This window comes from Streptobacillus felis, assembly GCF_001559775.1.
In the GTDB taxonomy this organism is placed as follows: domain Bacteria; phylum Fusobacteriota; class Fusobacteriia; order Fusobacteriales; family Leptotrichiaceae; genus Streptobacillus; species Streptobacillus felis.
Map to the genome: position 1 here is coordinate 1 of NZ_LOHX01000190.1, position 19,819 is coordinate 19,819.

The following is a 19,819-nucleotide window of genomic DNA, read 5'->3' on the forward strand; positions in this document are numbered from 1 at the left end:
TTTTTAGTTCAAAAAAAGCCAGCTTTATTTCTGGCTTTTTTTGTTTATTTAGACTGTTTATTTCGGAACAGCCCCTATATTTCATCAGTTAAATGATTATATAAAAGAGTTGGATCCATTATTCTTCTTCTATATTTTTGAGGTTCTGTTCTTCCACCATATGCCCAAACATCATCGAATTTTATTGCCGTTTTATTTTTCCAAGTAACTCCACCATCATCTGAAATAGATACTCCTTGGTCTATTCTTCCATGATCAGTTCCAACATTTTCTTTTGTATTAGAATTTTGATGTTCATTCTATCTTGTATCATACATAACCACTAATTTATTGTCATTAGTAATAACCATAGCTGGTATTATAGAATATGGTAATGAAGCTGTTCCTGGTGCCTCTCCATTTGGACCTATACCAGCCCACATTCCATCATTACCATTAACTCCTATTACATTATTAGCGTCAATAGTATTATCGTACCTAACCTTTGTTAAATTAACTTTATCTGTAAAATTATCAAAAAAACCATTATTATAACTTGCATATGTATAAAATGATACAATTAAAGATAATGTTAGTAAAAGATTTTTTTTCATAAAATTTTCAAAACAAATTATAAACTAAAATTATTTAAATTTTTATGATATAATGTATACAAAAAGAAAGTGAGAATAATAATGGAGTTATTAAAAGAAATGTATGAAAATACTTATGAATATCCTAAATACTGCACAGACTATGTAAAAAGAGAATTGATAAGATTAATAGAATTTTTTGAAAGTGGGGAAACTAGAAAATCATATATAGAAGAATACATTGAAGAAATGATTTTTGAATTAAATGACATACAGGAAATATTCTGGAACGGTGAAAGTGATATTGATGATTTTGCTAGTAAATGCATAGTAAATGAAATCACTAAAATAATAACTAAATACAGAGACGATATAGATGTAGATAAAGTATTAATTAATAGAAAATGGTAAAAAGGAAAGGATGAACAATATGAAAATTAGTGAAATTATTAAATTAGAAAATATCTCTTTAGATTTAAAAGGAAATACAAAAAAAGAAATTTTAGAAGAATTATCAAATTTAGTTAAATCTGGTGAAATTACTAATCAAGAAGATTTTTTAAAAGATTTAATTAATAGAGAAAATGCAGGTTCTACAGCACTTGAGCATGGTCTAGCTATACCTCATGTTAGAAGTAAAAATATTGAACATTTTACAATTGCATTGGGAATAAAAAAAGAAGGTGTTGATTTTGAATCTATAGACGGTGAAAAAACTAAACTTTTTGTTTTAATTGCAACGCCTGAAAGATACAATAATTGGCATCTTGAAGCATTAGTAAAAATTTCAAGAATGTTCTATAACCCAATAAATGTAAGTGTTTTAGTGCATTCAAAATCAAAAGAAGGTGTTCAAAGATTAATTGAACAATTAGAAGGGATGAATTAATGAGCAAATTAGATATATTAACTATGAATGAATTTAAATACTTATCAAATATTAAATCAAATAAAAGTGAAGATAAGTTTTTATACATTTTATCTAAACCTAATTTAGATAAAAATAGCTATGATAAAGAAATATACATGTATGATGGCAAAGAACACACTTTTTTAGCTAAAGAAGGTAACTTTGACTTTTTAGAAGATAATTTAATATATTTTATAGCAAAAAGAGATGAGGAAGAAAAAAAAGATGAAATAAATACTAACATCTATTCACTTAGATTAGATAAAGCTGGAGAGGCTAAAAAACTATTTTCTTTTGACTTTCCAGTAAATTCTATATATAAAATAAGTGAAGACCTTTATCTTCTTTCAGTTACTTATTCTTTATACAATCCAGAGTACTATAAACTTCCTAAAGAAGAAAAAGAAAAATATTTAAAAGAATTAAAAGAGAAAAATTTTAGACAAATAGTTGATGAAATACCTTTCTGGAATGATAATGGAACATATATAGACAAAAAACGTACAGCCATATTTAAATATATTCCATCTAAAAATGAAATTATTCCTTTAACTAAACTAGATGGAAGTATAGCATATATTACTTCAGTTGATAAAGAAAACAAAAAAGTTCTATTTATAGAAGAAATATTTGTAAATAAATCTAGTATGTATAATATGTTAAAAGAGATTAGTCTTGAAAATGATGAAATTATTACATTAATAGATAATAATAAATATGTAATTTCAACTGCTAAATATGGTAAAAACAATATATATTTACTCGCAAGTGACATGAAGGTATTAGGAATAAATGAAAATTCAAGAATGTATAAAATAGATAGAAATACAAAAGAATTAACTATGTATCTAGGCGATGATATTAGTTATGGTAATGCAACTGGAAGTGATGTAAGACTTGGATCAAATGAATATTTTAAAGTAAATTATGAAACAGAAGAAATTACTTTCATTGCAACTACTGAATATATGGCAGAATTATTTAAAGTTAATAATGGTAAATTAGAAACTATTTCAAATAAATTAGGTTCTGTTGATGGTTATACTACTTTAAATAATGAGCTATATGTTTTAGGTTATTTAGATTCAAAATTATGCGAAATATATAGAGAAAGTGATTTAAAACAAATAACTAGATATAACGAAGAGGTGATGAAGGATAAATATGTAGCAAATCCAATAAGTATAGATTTTAATTCAAATGGAGATGCTATAAAAGGATTTGTACTATTACCTGAGAACTTTGATAAAAATAAAAAATATCCAGCTATACTTGATATACATGGTGGTCCTAAAACTGTATACGGAACTATTTACTATCATGAAATGCAAGTTTGGGCAAATAGAGGATATGTAGTAATGTTTACTAACCCTCATGGTTCAAGTGGTAGAGGAGATGCATTTAGTGATATACGTGGTAAATATGGAACTATAGATTATGAAGATTTAATGACTTTTGTTGATGTAGTACTTGAAAAATACACTAATATTGACAAAAATAATCTTGCAGTTACCGGAGGATCTTATGGAGGATTCATGACTAACTGGATAACTAGCCATACTAATAGATTTAAAGTGGCTGCTACTCAAAGATCTATATCTAACTGGATTTCTATGTATGGTGTAAGTGATATAGGTTATTACTTCTCAGATGATCAAAATGCCGCTAAATTACCTAATAAAGTAGGTTTTGAAAAAATTTGGAATCATTCACCATTAAAATATGTTGAAAATGTAGTTACACCTACTTTAATAATACATTCAGATGAAGATTATAGATGTCCTATAGATCAAGGATATCAATGGCTAACTGCCCTAAAAGATAAAGGAATAGAATCTAAGATGGTTGTATTTAAAGGTGAATCTCATGGACTTTCAAGAGGTGGAAAACCAAAAGCAAGAATAGAAAGATTAACTGAAATTACAGAATGGATAGAAAAATATACTAAATAGAAAATATAGAAATAAGTCTCCTGAGTTTGTCAGTTAATTGATATGTAAAAAGCTGTAAGTCTCTAAAATAGAGTGTTACAGCTTTTTTTAATTATTTAATTGCATATATACAAATTATAATTCTTAAGAGCTTCAATTCTATATAAGTTATACAACTCTAATATTTTTTATCTTAACAAATATATTTAACGATATATAGACTAATAATGTAGGTATAAGCCATGAAAAATTTTCACTATAAAAAGGTAACTTAGATAATAATACGCCTATTAATGGTAATTTTATTATCATGCTATTTATTACAGTTAATGTATTTAATATTAATAATACTAACATAGTTCCCCTATATACAATCTTATTATTAGTTTTAAAAAATTCAAATAATATGATTAAAACCATGGGTGGATATGAAATTAATAATATGGGTATTGAAACACTTAATATACCATCCAAACTTAAGCTTGAAAGAAACAATGAAAGTAATAAGAAAAATTTCATCCAATTATTGTATTCTATCTTTGGAAATGCTTGGTAATTTGATTCACTTGTAAATGTTAATATAGCAATACAAACTGTTAAACAAGCAACAAAAAATATTAATGTTAAAACAAAAATACCAAAATTACCATAAAGTAATTTTATTATCTCTCTTAATATTACAGCTCCATTTTTTGCATTTGGATAATGTTTTGAAAGTCCTGCACCTATAAATGACAGTATAAAATATATACTAAACATAATTAAACCTGCGATAATGGTACCAATTTTTCCATGTTTATACAATTCTTTTTTTTCTAGATTATAATTTTTCTTTATAATATTAACTACTGTAATACCTACTATTATTCCTCCTAATGTATCCATAGTATTATAACCATCTGCAAAACCCTTAAATATAGGATTAGTAGCATATTTTATACTAGGAGACATTAAACTAATTTCCTGTGTTAAAAAAGTTGTTAATGTTACTATAAATATAAGTACTAATAATAAAGGAGTTAAAAATTTCCCTATTACACTTAATATAGAACTTTGATTATACGATAAATAGTACACTAAACCAAAAAATATAGCAATATATATTAATCTAAATATAAATATTAATCTAGGATTTGATATTATTTCTGAAATTATCATATCAAAAGGTAAAATTGCTGCCCTTGGAACTGCAACCACAGAAATTGTACAACATGATGCAATAAATAATAATTTAGTAAACTTTTCTCCTAATTTTGAATATATAACATTCATTATATTTTCTTTAAAAGCTATATATACTCCTAACATAGTTGCAGCAGTACTCGTTATTCCAAATCCTATCATAGCTAAAAATACTGATGTACCTGCCTCTTTACCTACAAAAGGAGGAAATATTAAATTTCCTGCTCCAAAAAACATTCCGAATATCAATAAACTTACATATATATATTCTTTTTTTGACTTCATAATATCACCTACCATAATTTTTCTAACATTATACTCTTTTTTTTTATTAAAAACAATAAAAAAAGAGTTACAAAATAAAAATAAATTTTATCAAAAATAACTCTTATTAACTATTCTTTAATTATCCTATAAATTTTCTATATTTTTCTTTAAAACTTTAATATCCTTCAATAACTGATTATTAGGATCATTTTTTTCCATAGTATTTATCTTTTCTAAGGCCTTAACTACTGAAGAATGATCAGAACCAAATAGTTTGCCTATATCACCTAAAGTTATTTTAAGTACATATGTTAATAAATATCTAGAAGCATCTCTTGCTCTAACTATCTCTGCCTTTCTACTTTTTCCTAAAATTTCTTCTATACTAATATCATAGTAGTTAGAAACTATTTCAAATATTTTTTCTGTATTTATAGCCTCTTTTTTCTTTATTATCTTCTTATTTAACTCTTGAACTATCATTTCTTTATTAGGTTCTTCTCCCATTAATCCAACCCTAGCAACTATGGTTCTAACAAAACCTTCTAATTCTCTAATATTAGTTTCTAGTTCTCCTGCTATAAAATACATTAAATCTTGGTCCATATTAATTGATTCATTATCTAATATAGTTTTAATTATTGATATTCTTGCAGTTTTATCAGGCATTTTTAGTTCAACTAAAGCTCCTGAAACTAATCTTGATATAAGTCTTGCTTCAACATTAGTTAATTCTTCTGGATATTTATCTGAAATTAATATTATAGGCTTATTTGCCATATGTAAGGTATTAAATGCATTGTAGAATTCTTTTTGTATTTTGTCATCCCCTTTACCAAAAATATTTTCAAAAAATTGTATATCATCTACAATAAGCATATCTAAATCTGTATATTTATCTTTAAATGATATAGTAGATCTTTCACTAAAACTTTTGATTAATTCATTAGCAAACTCTGTTGATGTAGTATAAAATACTTTAGCATCAGGATTTTTTTGTAACATTTCATTACCTATAGCCTGAGCTAAGTGTGTTTTTCCTAATCCAGAATCACCATATATCATAAGAGGACTATGAGATAATTTACCATCTAATATAGCCATCCCCAACTTATATGCAAATAGGTTATTATCCCCAACTATATAGTTATCAAAAGTAAATTTTTCATTTAAATTATTAAAAAATTTCTCTTTTTTTGAAACTATATTATTATTCATTAAATCCTTAAAATTCTTTTGTGTCTCTATAGAAATTTCACCAAGCAATAGACTGTATTGTTGATTTGCCAATTTTTCTATTTCTTTTTTAATATTTTCTATTTCTGTATAAGATCTAAAATCTTCTATAGATAATATTAAAGTTGAATTGCTAAAATCTAATGGTTTTATGGCATTTTTAGTGCTTTCTGATAGTATGATTTGATTTTCTTCTAACGATTTTTTTAAAGCTTCCCATAATTTACTTGGTTCTAACATATATATACACCTTTGGAATAAATCCATTCCTTTCTTTTTTTCTATTACATATTAACATAAAAAAATAGGTATTTCAACTTTAAGAAAGACCCTTTTCATAAAATTATTCACATAATCACAATAATTTTAAAATACATTTTTAAAGGGTTTATAGCACTTATTCACATTTTTTTTTTGAATTGTGAATAACCTATAATCCTCTATTTTACTACATAAAATTTTTTTATTCACAACTTTATTTCTTCAAAAATTTTTGATTTTTTAGCGTTTTTATTTTACTTTCCAACCTATTTGTATAATAAAAAAAGTGAAAACTATCTAAAAATAGAAGTTATACACTTTTTCACAAAGTTATACACATTAAATAACTTAGTATTTATTAGAGTTTTCACTTTTTTAAACAAAAAACTCACAAATAGTACCAGTAAGTTTTTACTATGTTTTCACTGACTTAATCACGAAAAAAAGTTTTTCATGAATAACTAAAGAATAAGTCGTGAAAAAAAATTATTCACAAAATTTTTAAAATTACTCACATAAAATATCATATTCAAAATATATTAAATAAAGAGTTTTCACATTTTCAAAGACATAATAATAATAAAGAATATGTATATATATAAATATATATTATTATTTATTCTTGGAAATAGAACAAAAATTCTTTTCATTTTTCATATATTCAAAGTATATTTTTTCAGCTAAATATATTTCATATTCATTTTCTAATTTTTCAAATAATGCTTTCTTAGTAACCTCTTCTATAGAAAGTGAATGAGATTTAGCATATTTTAATATTTTTTCTTTTTCTTTTTCAGAAAGTTTAATCTTTATCTCCATAAAATCTCCTCCCAATATATTCATACCTTGAAAATGTTAAAAGTCAATTACAAAATATGAAAAAAAAAAAAAAAATACATAGAAAAATATAAAAAAAAATGTTAGAATTAAGTATATTCTATATTGAAAGAGGTATAAAGTGAAATTAATAGTTGGATTAGGTAATCCTGGAAATGAATATGAAAAAAATAGACATAATATTGGTTTCATAATGTTAGATAAATATTTAAATCATAATAATATAAATAATTTAAAAGAAAAATATAAAAGTTTATACACTAAACATGAAAATGTATTTTTTCAAAAACCTCAAACTTATATGAATTTAAGTGGTGAAGCCATACAAGAATTAATAAGTTTCTACAAAATAAATCCTAAAACAGACCTTTTGGTAATTTATGATGATATGGATTTAAAAGTAGGAGAAATTAAAATTAAAAATAATGGTAGATCTGGTGGACATAATGGTATTAAATCTATAATATCTCATGTCGGTGAAGAATTCTTAAGATTAAAAATAGGTATAGGTAAACCTAATAATAAAAGTGTAATATCTCATGTGTTAGGAAATTTTACCAAAGAAGAAAGAGAAATACTTAATAGTTTAGATAAACATATTTTTAAAATAATAAATTCTTTCATTAATGATAGTGATGTTGAAAAATTAATGTCTAAATTTAATATCAAACAAAAAGAAAAGAAAAATGAAAAATTCAAATTAAGAAAAGCTAAAATTCAGGATATGGAGCAAATACTTCATATTAAAGATCTTGCTATAGATTTCCAAAAAGAATTAGGTTTGAATCAATGGTCTAATAAATATCCTTTAGAATCTGATTTTATTAACGATATAAATTTAAATAGGGCTTATGTTTATGAAAAAAGTAATAAGATTTATGCATATGCATCTTTAAATTATGGTATAGATCCTATGTATATTAAAACTTATGATGGATATATAGATAATGATGTTGATTATTCATCTATACATAGAGTAATAGTTGATAAAAATGAAATGAAAAAAGGTATAGGAAAAGAATTTTTAGAAAAAATAATAAGAATTTCTATTAAAGATTCTAGATTTGTAGTTAGAATAGATACACATAAAGATAATATTGCAATGCTAAAATTAATAAATAAATTAAATTTTAAATATATAGCTAAAGTTCATGCTAGTGATGAGACTGAAAGAGATGTATTCGAATATACTTTAGGAGGTAATTAATGACGGAGGCAATAAATTATAGGGAAATGATATTTTCTTTTTTAGGTGGTTTAGGTTTATTCCTTTTCTGTATTAAATATATGGGAGAAGGATTACAATTAATGGCCGGAGAAAAACTAAGATATATTTTAGATAAATATACTACTTCTCCTTTTCTTGGTGTTTTAGTAGGTATATTTGTTACTGCTTTAATACAATCTAGTTCTGGAACTTCGGTAATAACTATAGGTTTAGTTGGTGCTGGTTTACTAACTTTAAGACAAGCTATAGGAATAATTATGGGTGCAAATATTGGAACTACACTTACTACAGTAATTATAGGGTTTAATATTACTCATTATGCACTTCCAATATTGTTTTTTGGGGTTGCTCTTTTAACTTTTACTAATAGGAAAAGTATTAATAATGTAGGAAGAATACTATTTGGTTTTGGTGGAATATTCTTTGCATTAACATTAATGTCAAAAGCTATGTATCCTTTAAGAAGTTTGCCAGAATTTAGAGAATTAACAATAAGCTTAAGTAATAATTCTTTACTGGGTGTATTTATAGGAACAGGAATAACTATGGTAGTTCAAGCTTCTTCCGCCACTATAAGTATATTACAAAATATATATCAAGATAATTTAATTACTTTAAGAGCAGCACTTCCTGTACTATTTGGAGATAATATAGGGACTACTATAACAGCTATTATAGCCGTTATAGGTGCAAGTTCTGCAGCAAAAAGAATAGCACTTTCTCATGTTCTATTTAATGTAATAGGTACAGCAATATTTATGATATTTTTAACACCTTTTACTATGTTAATAGAAAAAATGAGTTCTTTCTTACACTTAAGTCCTAAATTAACTATAGCTTTTGCTCATGGAACTTTTAATATTTTAAATACAATAATACTATTTCCATTTATAGGAGTTTTAGCATTTATAGTTACTAAGGTAATTAAAGAAGAAAAAGAAGATGAAGAATACAGTGTTAAATATCTTGATAAAGCATTAGTTCAAACTCCATCTATAGCCTTAGGACAAGTTAGACAAGAAATGATACTTATGACTGAAGTTGCATTAGAAAATCTAAAAAAATCTGTTGAATACTTCCATAGTCATGATGAAAAACTTGCAGAAGAAATCAAGAAAAGAGAAGATGGAATTAATATATTAGATAGAGAAATTACTAAGTACTTAGCAGATCTTTCAAGAGAAAATCTTAGTGAAAAAGAAGGAGAAGAACTAGGAATTTACTTAGATATGTGTAGAGATGTTGAAAGAATAGGAGATCATGCTGCTGGAATATTATCTGATGTTGAGTATGAGATTAGAAAAAATCTTAAATTTTCTGAATATGCACATAATGAAATAAATAATATATTACAAATTTCAGTTGAAATGATAGAATGTTCTATAGATGCAATAAAACAAGGTGATAAAGAAAAAGTATTCGATGCCTTAGATTTACATAATAAAGTATATGTTTATGAAAAGAAAATAAGAAAAAATCATATTAAGAGATTAAACTCAGGTGAGTGTGAAATACATGCAGGTCTATCATATATAGATTTAATTTCTCACTTTACAAGAGTTTGTGATCATGCAAGAAATTTAGTAGAAAAAATATAGAAAGAGGATAAAAAATGAAATACAATGTAGGTTTAGAAAATGTAAAAAATGGATTAGAAGCTGTTTTAGTATTTGAAAATGAAAAAGTTGAAAATCCAGTTTTTAATAAAATGAATGAATTAGGACTTTTCTCAGGTAAAGAAGGAGAGGTTGTAATTTACAGAGACTTAGAAGATAAAGAAAAAGTAGCTTTAGTAGGATTAGGTAAAAAAGAAGATATTTGTATTAATAAAGTTAGAAAAATTTTCTATAATGTAGCTAAAGAAATGCAAGCAAAGAAGGAAGAAGAAATTAAAGTATTCATACCTAAATTAAATGAATTATGTACAAGAAGAACTTATGCTGCAGCCTTAGAAGGATTTATACATGCAGAATACAAATTTGATAGATACAAATCAGAAAAATTTAATAATAAGGAAATTACAGTTAACTTTTTTGTAACACCAGAAAAAGAAGAAAAAGTTAAAAAAGGTTTAGAAAAAATAGCTAATACTATGGAAGGTGTATTCTTTACTAGAGATTTAGTAAATATGCCATCTCAAGATCTATATCCTGAAACTTTAGCTAACTTTGCTAAAGAAAAATTAGAAGAAGTTGGAGTTAAAGTTACAGTTTATGAAGAAGATGAAATTGAAAAAATTGGAATGAAAGCCTTTCTTTCAGTTGCAAGAGGTTCTTCTAATAGACCAAGATTAATAGTAATGGAATATTTAAATGATGCTGATAGTTCTGAAAAAATAGCTTTAGTAGGTAAGGGTGTAACTTATGATACAGGTGGATATTCAATAAAACCAAGTGAAGGTATGAAAACTATGTTCTGTGACATGGGTGGAGCTGGAACAGTAATAGGAACTATGTATGCATTAGCTAAAAACAATGTGAAAACAAATGTTTATGCAGTGGTTGCAGCTTGTGAAAACTCTATAAGTGGAAATGCATATAAGCCTGGAGATGTAATAGGATCTCTTGCAGGAAAGAGCATAGAAGTAGATAATACAGATGCTGAAGGAAGATTAACATTAGCAGATGCAGTTTACTATTCATCAACTGTATTAAAAGTAGATAAAATAATAGACCTTGCAACTCTTACAGGAGCATGTCTAGTTGCTTTAAATGAATTCTATACAGGATCTGTTACTAATAATCAAGAATTATTCAATGAAGTATTAGAAGCTTCTAAAAAAGCTGGTGAACATATATGGCAATTACCAACTTCAGATGAATTTAGAGCTTTAAATAATTCAAGAGTTGCAGATATTAAAAACTCAGGTGGAAGAATGGGTGGAACTATTTCTGCTGGATTATTCATAGAAGCATTTGTTAATAAAACACCTTGGGTACATTTAGATATAGCAGGAACTGCATTCCTTTCTAAAGAATATAGCTATTTACCATTAGGTGCAACAGGGGTACATGTAAAAACTCTAGTTGAAATGTTAGATAAACCGTGTGGATGTAAAAATTAAATATATAGGGTCTCAAAGGAGACCCTTTTAAGCAAAAAGGAGAGAATATGAATAAAACAATTATAACTGTTGTAGGACTAGATAAAATAGGGATTATAGCTAAAACATGTAATGTTTTAGCGGATATTAATGTAAATATTTTAGATATTTCTCAATCTATACTTGATGGATATTTTAATATGATAATGATAGTAGATGTAACTAAATCTACTGTAACACATAGTAACTTACAAGAAAGGCTAGATGTATTAGGAAAAGAATTAGGAATACAAATTAAAGCTCAAAAAGAAGAAATTTTCCAATCTATGCATAGGGTGTAAGTATGAATATATTTGAGATTAATGAAACTAATAAGATGATACAAGAAGATAATTTAGATGTAAGAACTATAACACTAGGTATAAGTTTACTTGATTGTGTAAGTAATGACTTAGATATTTTTTGTAAAAATATAACTAACAAAATATATGGTTTAGCTAAAGACTTAGTTAAAACTGGTGAAGAGATAAGTAAGGAATATGGAATACCTATAGTTAATAAAAGAGTTTCTATAACACCTATATCTTTAGTTGCTGCAGGATGTACAAAAACTATAGATGACTATGTTAAAATAGCTAAAACATTAGATTCAGTAGCTGAAAAAATAGGAATAGATTTTCTAGGAGGATACTCAGCTTTAGTTTCTAAAGGTATGACACCTAATGAAGAATTGTTTATAAAATCTATACCTAGAGCCTTAAAGGAAACTAGATTTATTTGTTCTTCAATAAATCTTGGTAGTTCAAAAATAGGGTTAAATATGGATGCTGTAAAATTGGTTGGAGAAATAATAAAAGAAACTGCAGAAATAACCCCTAATTCTTTTGGTTGTGCTAAATTTGTAGTATTTTGTAATGCTCCAGATGATAATCCTTTCATGGCAGGGGCTTTCCATGGAGTTAGTGAAATGGATGCCACAGTACATGTAGGGGTAAGTGGACCAGGAGTAGTTGCAAGTGCAATAAAAGAGTCTAAAGGTAAAAGTTTTGATGAATTATGTGAAACTATTAAAAAGATTTCATTTAAAATTACAAGAGTTGGTCAATTAGTTGCAAATGAAGCCTCTCGTAGATTAAATATACCTTTTGGTATAATAGATTTATCATTAGCTCCAACTCCTGCTATAGGAGATTCTATAGGTGAAGTATTAGAATTTATGGGCCTTGAAAGAGTTGGAGCACCAGGAACTACTTGTGCATTAGCTCTATTAAATGATTCTATAAAAAAAGGTGGAGTAATGGCAAGTTCTCATGTAGGTGGATTAAGTGGAGCCTTCATACCTGTAAGTGAGGATGCTAACATGATAGAGGCAGCAAAAATGGGTGCTTTAAGTTTAGAAAAATTAGAGGCTATGACTTGTGTGTGCTCTGTAGGATTAGATATGGTTGCTGTACCTGGATCAACTACTGCAGCAACATTATCAGGTATAATAGCAGATGAAATGGCTATAGGAATGATAAATCAAAAAACTACAGCAGTTAGAATTATACCTGTTACCAATATGGAAGAAGGAGATATGGTAGAATTTGGAGGATTATTAGGAAGAGCTCCAATAATGAAGGTTAATCCATATAAATGTGAAGAATTCATAAATAGAGGAGGAAGAATTCCGGCCCCTATACATAGTTTTAAAAATTAAAAAGGCATGCTTAAAAAAGCATGCTAATTTAAATTAAAAGTAATTGTAAACTTAGTAAAATCACTTGGTATACTCTCTACTTCTATATTTCCATGGTGTAATTTAACGATTTCCATTACTAATGATAAACCAAGTCCAGAACCATGATTTTTACTTTTGTTTCTTGAGTAATTTTCTTGATAAAATCTATTAAAAATATTAGAAAGGTTTTTTTCAGATATACCTAAACCATTATCTATAATTTCAAATAATATTTGGTTATTTTTTTTGATTAAATTAATTTTTATAATATCTTTCGTAAATTTAATGGCATTACTTAATAAATTATCTATCATTCTTTCTATCATAATTTTATCTGCAGGAATAAAAATATCTTTTTGAATATTTTTTTGTACTTTTATTTTCTTTTCTTCAAATATAATGTAACTATCATTTAATAGACTTTCAACTAAGTTAGAAAAATTGATATTAATTAATTCTAGATTTGGTGTATTTTCTATTTTAGATAACATAATAATTTGATTTATTAATTCAGACATTTTTTTAGATTGTCTTTTAATAACTTCAAAAGATTCTTTAGCTTCTTCTAAAGAATTTACATGTTTTAATGAAAAACAACTTTCTGCTAAAATTACACTTATAGGTGTTTTTAATTCGTGTGATACATTAGAATTAAATTGTTTCTCTCTTATATATGATTTTTCTAAAGATTCAAGCATAGTATTAAATGTATATGCCATTTTATGTATTTCATCATTACCTTCTTCAAGTTCTATACGTTTAGAAAAATCTTGACTATGTGTTATTTCAAGTGCAGTATCAGAAATTATTTTTACAGGTCTAAAACCTCTCTTTAATATTTTCCTACCACCTAAAATGACAAGAACAAATAATATTGGAGCAAAAAAAGTATTATATATATAATTCTATCCCTATCTTTTGCTATATGATTAATAGGATATACACCTCTAATCCAATAATTACTATTTTGTATTTTGCTATCATAGTAGTAAAATTTATAATTATTTTTCAAATAAGTTCTCACATTATTTTCTTCTAGTTTTAATTTAAGATTAAAACCTAAAGGATATTTACCAGCTAATATTTCCCCTGAATGATCATAATTAATGAAAAAAATACCTGAATCAAAACTTTCAAATCTATCTGGATTTTTAGCTACTTCATTTACAGATTTTTTTAGTTGAGATTGAGAAACACTTTTTCCTAAAGATGAAGAAAGTGTAAGCATAAGTACAATACTTAAACTCATTAATAAAAAAATGAAAGAGCTATACCAAAGAGTTATCTTCAATGTAATTGGAAGATTAAATTTAGTTTTAAATTTCTTTAACCACATAACCTAACCCTTTCTTGGTAAATATAATTTGTTTAGAACCATCAATATCAATTTTTTTTCTAATATTTTTAATAATTACATCTATAACATTAGAACTACCTTCATAATAAAAATCCCAAACATGATCTCTGATTTGTTCTCTACTTACAATTCTATCTTTACTTTGCATAAGATATTCCAATATTTCGTATTCTTTACCAGTTAAATCAATATTAATTCCATTTCTTGTAACAGTTTTTTTTATTGTATCTAGCATTAAATCATGTACGCAAATAATAGATGAAAGATTGTCATATTTTCTTCTAATTATAGCTCTAATTCTAGCTATTAATTCATTAAAATCAAAAGGTTTTGAAAGATAATCATCGGCACCTAAATCAAGACCTTTTACCTTATCCTCTATACTATCTCTTGCTGTTAACATTAAAACAGGAGTTTTATTATCTTTTCTAATTATATTTAAAACTTCAAATCCACTTAATTTAGGTAACATAACATCTAAAATAATTAAATCATATGAGCTCTCTTTTAAATAAAATATTGCATCTTCACCATCAAATACACTATCAACAATGTAACCATTTTTTTTTAAATATTTTTGTATAATATTGTTTAAATCAATTTCATCTTCAACTAAAAGTATTTTCATATTAATATCCTTTCACCCTTTTTTAAATTTTACCATAAAAAAAAAGATAAGTAAAACTTATCTTTTATAATATATATATTCTTCAAACTCCTTTCTCAATAACCCCTTTTTTTACCAAATTTATTTCAAAATATATACATGATTAAATAAGTATAAACAAATATTTAGAAGTGTGAGTTAATCATGTATATGTATAAGCTACCACCCTTATTTTTGAAATAAATTATTATCCTTTTTAAGACCTAAGTCCTATCATAATTGTATTATATACATCTAAAATGAATTAAAAATGAATAATACAATTATTTTTCAATTTCTAAAATTTCACCAGTATGTGCATCAATTATATATGAAATAACAATATTATTATCAACTATTTTAATATTATATATTTTTTTACCGAAATTTTTATCTAAAGAAATCTCAGTATAAATAGGATGTTTTACATGTTTTGAAATTATATACTTTATTTCAGAAATACTCAAAATATCTGTTTCATTATTCTGAACTTTTTTTTCATAATTAACTTTTGTTGATATAATTTTTCCATTGTTAGCATCTATTTTAAAAATCATCTTAGAATTACCATCTATAATTTCTATTTCCCATATTGGCTTTTTTTTATAATACTCAAGTTCTATAGAATTTAATTCTCCATTTTTACTAAAAGATAGAGCCTTACTCAAAGCTTCATCTTTAGTAAATTTTACATCACTAAAAGAAATACAATTTAATGTTAAAAATAAAAATAATAAAGCTTTTTTCAAAAAATTCCTCCTTAATACTTGATAAAAAAATTATACCTACTTAATATGAATACAAAATGAATGAAAAAATAATAAAGTATCAAGTAAAAAAAACTTAAATTTAAGTTTAAAAAATGGTATAATAGTAATAATGGAAAAAATTAAAAAGAAAGGAGAAATATGATATGTTTATAATATAAATATATCATATTTGGAGTTATGAATAAAAAACAAGAAATAGAAAAAACGCTTAAGCGTTATTTAAAAAGAAAAATAAGTATAACTAAAGGTACAATAACAACATTTTTAATTACTGGATTATTAATATCTAGTAATATATTTGCTGCTGCTAATTTTACTGATGGTAATGGAAGTATTGCAAGTAGTACAGATAATGTTGCTATAGTAGGTAAAGTATCTAACTCTGCAGGAGGACAAGGTAATGTTGTAGTGGGTTCATATGCAAAAGTAGGATATACAGGTGCTAATATAGGACAATCAATTGCTATTGGAGGAGGAGGAGGATCTGGTAATATAAATGAAGCAGATGCTACATATGAAAAAGCCGGAAATTCTACACCTGGAGCTTGGGCAAGAGGAGATCAGTCTATCTCTATAGGGGGAAATACAGTATCTTGGGGACATTCTTCTATAGCTATAGGTGGAGATGATGTAGATTCAGCTGCAAAAATGGAAACAAGATATACAAAAACTGATGGAACTGTTACAACAGGAACTTTAGAAGAAGCTTTTAAAAATTTAACAGGAGGTACTTTAGCCCCTAAGGTTGGAGCAATAACTCCTCAAACATATATTTCAACAATTTCAAAACATGCAGCTATTGCAATGGGTGCAAAAACAAAAGCAGGGGATTTATCGGTTTCAATAGGAACATTTTCAAATGCTGAAACTACTAACAGTGTGGCCTTAGGTTCAGGAGCAAAGGCAACAAAAGATAATTCTGTGGCTATAGGAGGAGGATCTGAAACTGATAGAGCAGGGGTTGCTCAAACTTCACAGGTTATAGAAGGTGTAACTTTTTCATGGGCTGGTGGAGATAGAGTATTACCAGGAGATGTGGTTTCATTTGGTAAAACTGGTTATGAAAGACAGTTAAAAAATGTGGCACCGGGACAAATTACACAAGATTCAACTGATGCTGTTAATGGTTCACAACTTTATGGTATAGCAGATACTTTATTAAAGAAAATGGAACCAACATATTTCCATACAAACTATAACAGCACAACTCAAGAAGCGGGTAATTCAACAACAAATAAAGGGACTCCAGATACAAAAGCTGGAGCATTGGGTGCTTATTCATTAACAGCTGGTGTAAATACTAAAGCAGAAGGAGAAAAAGGGGTATCTATAGGGTATAATGCATATAACAAATCTAATTCTGGGATATCTATAGGCAATGAAGCAGGAAAAGGAACAGCTAATACAGGAACTTCAAATATATATATAGGTAAACTGGCAGGAGAAAATCAAACAGGAAATAGTGTATATCATAATATAGCTATAGGTGAAAACTCAGGTAAAGGGACAACTAAAGGTCATAATATATCTTTAGGATATAACGCAGGACAAAACACTAATACAGAAGATAATGTATCAATAGGTCAAAGTTCATCAGTATCAGGTGGAAGTAATACAGATGGACAAAGGGTTGCTATTGGAGGAGCATCTAAAGCTGCAAATGCTGGTGCAGTTGCAATAGGAGCAGTATCAAATAGTACTGGAATTAATGCAGTTACAATTGGTAAAAATGCTTCTGCATCAGGTGTTAATTCAACAGCATTAGGTGCAGGTTCATCAGCTGCTGGTTCTTATTCAATTGCTATGGGAGATAAATCAAATTCTGCTAACCAACATACTATAGCTATGGGATATGAAGCAAAAACAACAAGTGATTTTTCAGTAGCTATAGGAGGTACATCAAATGCATCAGTTGCTAGATCAGTAGCATTAGGATATGGAAGTACAACAAAAGATGCAGTAGCAACAAATCAAGCTACTGTTGGACCACTAACATACAATGGATTTGCAGGAAGTAGTCCAGATTCTGTAGTTTCATTTGGTACAGCTGGAAAAGAAAGACAGTTACAAAATGTAGCAGCAGGTCAAATAAGTAAAACAAGTACAGATGCAATAAATGGATCACAACTTTATGCAACAAACAATGCTTTAGGGAATTTAACTAATGCAGCAAAAACAATTTTAGGTGGAAATGCAGCTATAACATCAAGTGGAGATCAAGCTGGTAAGATTACTATGACTAATATAGGTGATACTGGAAAAAATAATGTTAACGATGCTATTAAAGCTGCAAAAACAGAAGTAACAGGAACAGGACCTATAGTAATAAATCCGGTAACAACAGGATCAAATGGTCAAAAAATATATAATGTTACAGTTACAAAGGGAGATTTAACATCAGCAAGTCCAACATATTTAACAGTAACAGATGGAACTGGAAAATTATTAGGTGGAAATGCAAGTATAGATTTAACACAAGCAACTAAAGATAAGATAGATAATGCAGCCAAAAAAGATTTATCTAATGTAACAAATGACACAGTTACTTCAAAAGTAAACAAGGGTAATTTAACATCAGCAAATCCTACATATTTAACTGTAACTAATGGAACAGGAAAATTAATAGGTGGAGATGCTTCTATTGATTTATCACAAGATATTAAAAATAAGATAGATAATGCTGCAAAAAATGATTTAAGTAATTTAACTCAGGCAGGAAAAAATGTAATAAATAATCTTGCAAAGCAAGCTATAAATGTAGTTGAAGGAACTAATACTCATGTAAAAGTAGATGATAAAGCTAATGGAACAAAAACATTTACAGTACATGCAGATAAATCAACAACTAGTGTATCAACAGCATTAAGTATGACGACTACGCCAACAACAGATAGTACAACAGGAGTAGTGACAACTAATTATGCAATTGATTTAAGTAAAACAACAAAAGATAACATTGCAGCAGGAAAAGCAGCAAAAGATGTAATAGATACACAAGGATTAACTTTTACTGGAGATAAAGGTACGACAGGAGTTAAAAAATTAGGAAGTACTATAGCTGTAACAGGAGATGCAAATATTAAGACTAATGCTACATCAAATGGAGTAGAGTTATCATTAAACAAAGATATCACTATTGATAGTGTAACAGTAAATAATGGTCCAACTATAAATAATTCTGGAATAAATATGAATAATAAACCAATAACTAATTTAGCTCCAGGACAAAATGGAACAGATGCTGTAAATAAAAATCAATTAGATGAAGCTACGAAAGCAGCAAAAACAGAAGTAACAGGAACAGGACCTATAGTAATAAATCCGGTAACAACAGGATCAAATGGTCAAAAAATATATAATGTTACAGTTACAAAGGGAGATTTAACATCAGCAAGTCCAACATATTTAACAGTAACAGATGGAACTGGAAAATTATTAGGTGGAAATGCAAGTATAGATTTAACACAAGCAACTAAAGATAAGATAGATAATGCAGCCAAAAAAGATTTATCTAATGTAACAAATGACACAGTTACTTCAAAAGTAAACAAGGGTAATTTAACATCAGCAAATCCTACATATTTAACTGTAACTAATGGAACAGGAAAATTAATAGGTGGAGATGCTTCTATTGATTTATCACAAGATATTAAAAATAAGATAGATAATGCTGCAAAAAATGATTTAAGTAACTTAACACAAGCAGGAAATAATGTAATAAATAATCTTGCAAAACAAGCGATAACAGTAGTAGAAGGAACTAATACTCATGTTAAAGAAAAAAATGTAGAAAATGGATTAAAAACATTTACAGTACATGCAGATAAATCAACTACTAGTGTATCAAGTGCATTAACAA

Annotated in this window: 17 protein-coding genes and 1 pseudogene; 9 read left to right on the forward strand and 9 right to left on the reverse strand. The window is 26.7% G+C overall.

Annotated elements, in window-relative coordinates:
• Positions 1–299: 299 nt before the first annotated feature.
• Positions 300–593: a hypothetical protein gene (locus AYC60_RS03565; RefSeq protein ID WP_067321390.1), complete on the reverse strand. Its 294-nt coding sequence runs from the start codon at positions 591–593 to the stop codon at positions 300–302.
• A gap of 81 nt (positions 594–674) precedes the next feature.
• On the opposite strand from AYC60_RS03565, the gene AYC60_RS03570 reads away from it, so the two are divergent.
• From AYC60_RS03570 to AYC60_RS03580, 3 genes are read left to right on the forward strand one after another with little or no spacing between them, the layout of a single operon-like run.
• Positions 675–983, forward strand: a complete 309-nt coding sequence (locus AYC60_RS03570) for a DUF5713 family protein (RefSeq protein WP_067321393.1) — start codon at positions 675–677, stop codon at positions 981–983.
• A gap of 19 nt (positions 984–1,002) precedes the next feature.
• Positions 1,003–1,461 carry a PTS sugar transporter subunit IIA gene (locus AYC60_RS03575; RefSeq protein ID WP_067321396.1) on the forward strand — a complete coding sequence of 153 codons (459 nt, stop codon included), beginning with the start codon at positions 1,003–1,005 and terminating at the stop codon, positions 1,459–1,461.
• Positions 1,461–3,434: an alpha/beta hydrolase family protein gene (locus tag AYC60_RS03580; RefSeq protein ID WP_067321398.1), complete on the forward strand. Its 1,974-nt coding sequence runs from the start codon at positions 1,461–1,463 to the stop codon at positions 3,432–3,434. The genes AYC60_RS03575 and AYC60_RS03580 overlap by 1 nt, the downstream gene beginning before the upstream one ends.
• 147 nt (positions 3,435–3,581) lie before the next feature.
• On the opposite strand, the gene brnQ is transcribed toward AYC60_RS03580, so the two are convergent.
• The 3 genes from brnQ to AYC60_RS03595 all read right to left on the reverse strand — a co-directional run bounded on the left by brnQ (position 3,582) and on the right by AYC60_RS03595 (position 7,178).
• Positions 3,582–4,880, reverse strand: coding sequence for a branched-chain amino acid transport system II carrier protein (brnQ, locus tag AYC60_RS03585; RefSeq protein WP_067321401.1), 1,299 nt, complete (start codon positions 4,878–4,880; stop codon positions 3,582–3,584).
• A 126-nt stretch (positions 4,881–5,006) separates the two neighbouring features.
• Positions 5,007–6,338 (reverse strand): chromosomal replication initiator protein DnaA, encoded by a 1,332-nt coding sequence (locus AYC60_RS03590; protein WP_067321404.1) that lies wholly within the window; start codon positions 6,336–6,338, stop codon positions 5,007–5,009.
• A gap of 633 nt (positions 6,339–6,971) precedes the next feature.
• Positions 6,972–7,178 carry a DUF6290 family protein gene (locus AYC60_RS03595; RefSeq protein ID WP_067321407.1) on the reverse strand — a complete coding sequence of 69 codons (207 nt, stop codon included), beginning with the start codon at positions 7,176–7,178 and terminating at the stop codon, positions 6,972–6,974.
• A gap of 139 nt (positions 7,179–7,317) precedes the next feature.
• On the opposite strand from AYC60_RS03595, the gene pth reads away from it, so the two are divergent.
• The 5 genes from pth to AYC60_RS03620 are packed head-to-tail and all read left to right on the forward strand — an operon-like array spanning position 7,318 to position 13,166.
• Positions 7,318–8,403, forward strand: a complete 1,086-nt coding sequence (gene pth / locus AYC60_RS09495; protein WP_180135404.1) for an aminoacyl-tRNA hydrolase — start codon at positions 7,318–7,320, stop codon at positions 8,401–8,403.
• A complete protein-coding gene (locus tag AYC60_RS03605; protein WP_067321409.1) occupies positions 8,403–10,022 on the forward strand; it encodes a Na/Pi cotransporter family protein in 1,620 nt (539 codons plus the stop codon). The genes pth and AYC60_RS03605 overlap by 1 nt, the downstream gene beginning before the upstream one ends.
• Before the next feature lie 14 nt (positions 10,023–10,036).
• Positions 10,037–11,488 (forward strand): leucyl aminopeptidase, encoded by a 1,452-nt coding sequence (locus AYC60_RS03610; protein WP_067321412.1) that lies wholly within the window; start codon positions 10,037–10,039, stop codon positions 11,486–11,488.
• Between the two features lie 47 nt (positions 11,489–11,535).
• On the forward strand, positions 11,536–11,808 hold the full coding sequence (locus tag AYC60_RS03615; protein WP_067321415.1) for an ACT domain-containing protein: 273 nt from the start codon (positions 11,536–11,538) through the stop codon (positions 11,806–11,808).
• 2 nt (positions 11,809–11,810) lie between these two features.
• On the forward strand, positions 11,811–13,166 hold the full coding sequence (locus AYC60_RS03620) for a PFL family protein (RefSeq protein ID WP_067321418.1): 1,356 nt from the start codon (positions 11,811–11,813) through the stop codon (positions 13,164–13,166).
• A gap of 23 nt (positions 13,167–13,189) precedes the next feature.
• Here AYC60_RS03620 and AYC60_RS09325 read toward each other — a convergent pair whose 3' ends face one another.
• From AYC60_RS09325 to AYC60_RS03640, 5 genes and pseudogenes are all read right to left on the reverse strand, one after another.
• Positions 13,190–13,906, reverse strand: coding sequence for a sensor histidine kinase (locus AYC60_RS09325; RefSeq protein WP_067321421.1), 717 nt, complete (start codon positions 13,904–13,906; stop codon positions 13,190–13,192).
• Between the two features lie 21 nt (positions 13,907–13,927).
• Positions 13,928–14,086: pseudogene (locus AYC60_RS09500) on the reverse strand (sensor histidine kinase); the annotation flags it as partial.
• Complete coding sequence (locus AYC60_RS09335) at positions 14,038–14,523, reverse strand: hypothetical protein (protein ID WP_067321423.1); 486 nt, start codon at positions 14,521–14,523, stop codon at positions 14,038–14,040. The pseudogene AYC60_RS09500 and the gene AYC60_RS09335, both read right to left, overlap by 49 nt.
• Positions 14,504–15,172 (reverse strand): response regulator transcription factor, encoded by a 669-nt coding sequence (locus AYC60_RS03635; RefSeq protein ID WP_067321425.1) that lies wholly within the window; start codon positions 15,170–15,172, stop codon positions 14,504–14,506. Before AYC60_RS03635 ends, AYC60_RS09335 begins: the two co-directional genes overlap by 20 nt.
• Positions 15,173–15,474: 302 nt before the next feature.
• Complete coding sequence (locus AYC60_RS03640; RefSeq protein WP_067321428.1) at positions 15,475–15,939, reverse strand: PepSY domain-containing protein; 465 nt, start codon at positions 15,937–15,939, stop codon at positions 15,475–15,477.
• A gap of 198 nt (positions 15,940–16,137) precedes the next feature.
• Here AYC60_RS03640 and AYC60_RS03645 point away from each other — a divergent pair.
• Positions 16,138–19,819 (forward strand): hypothetical protein (locus tag AYC60_RS03645; RefSeq protein ID WP_197416946.1); only part of this gene is annotated, 3,682 nt, incomplete at its 3' end.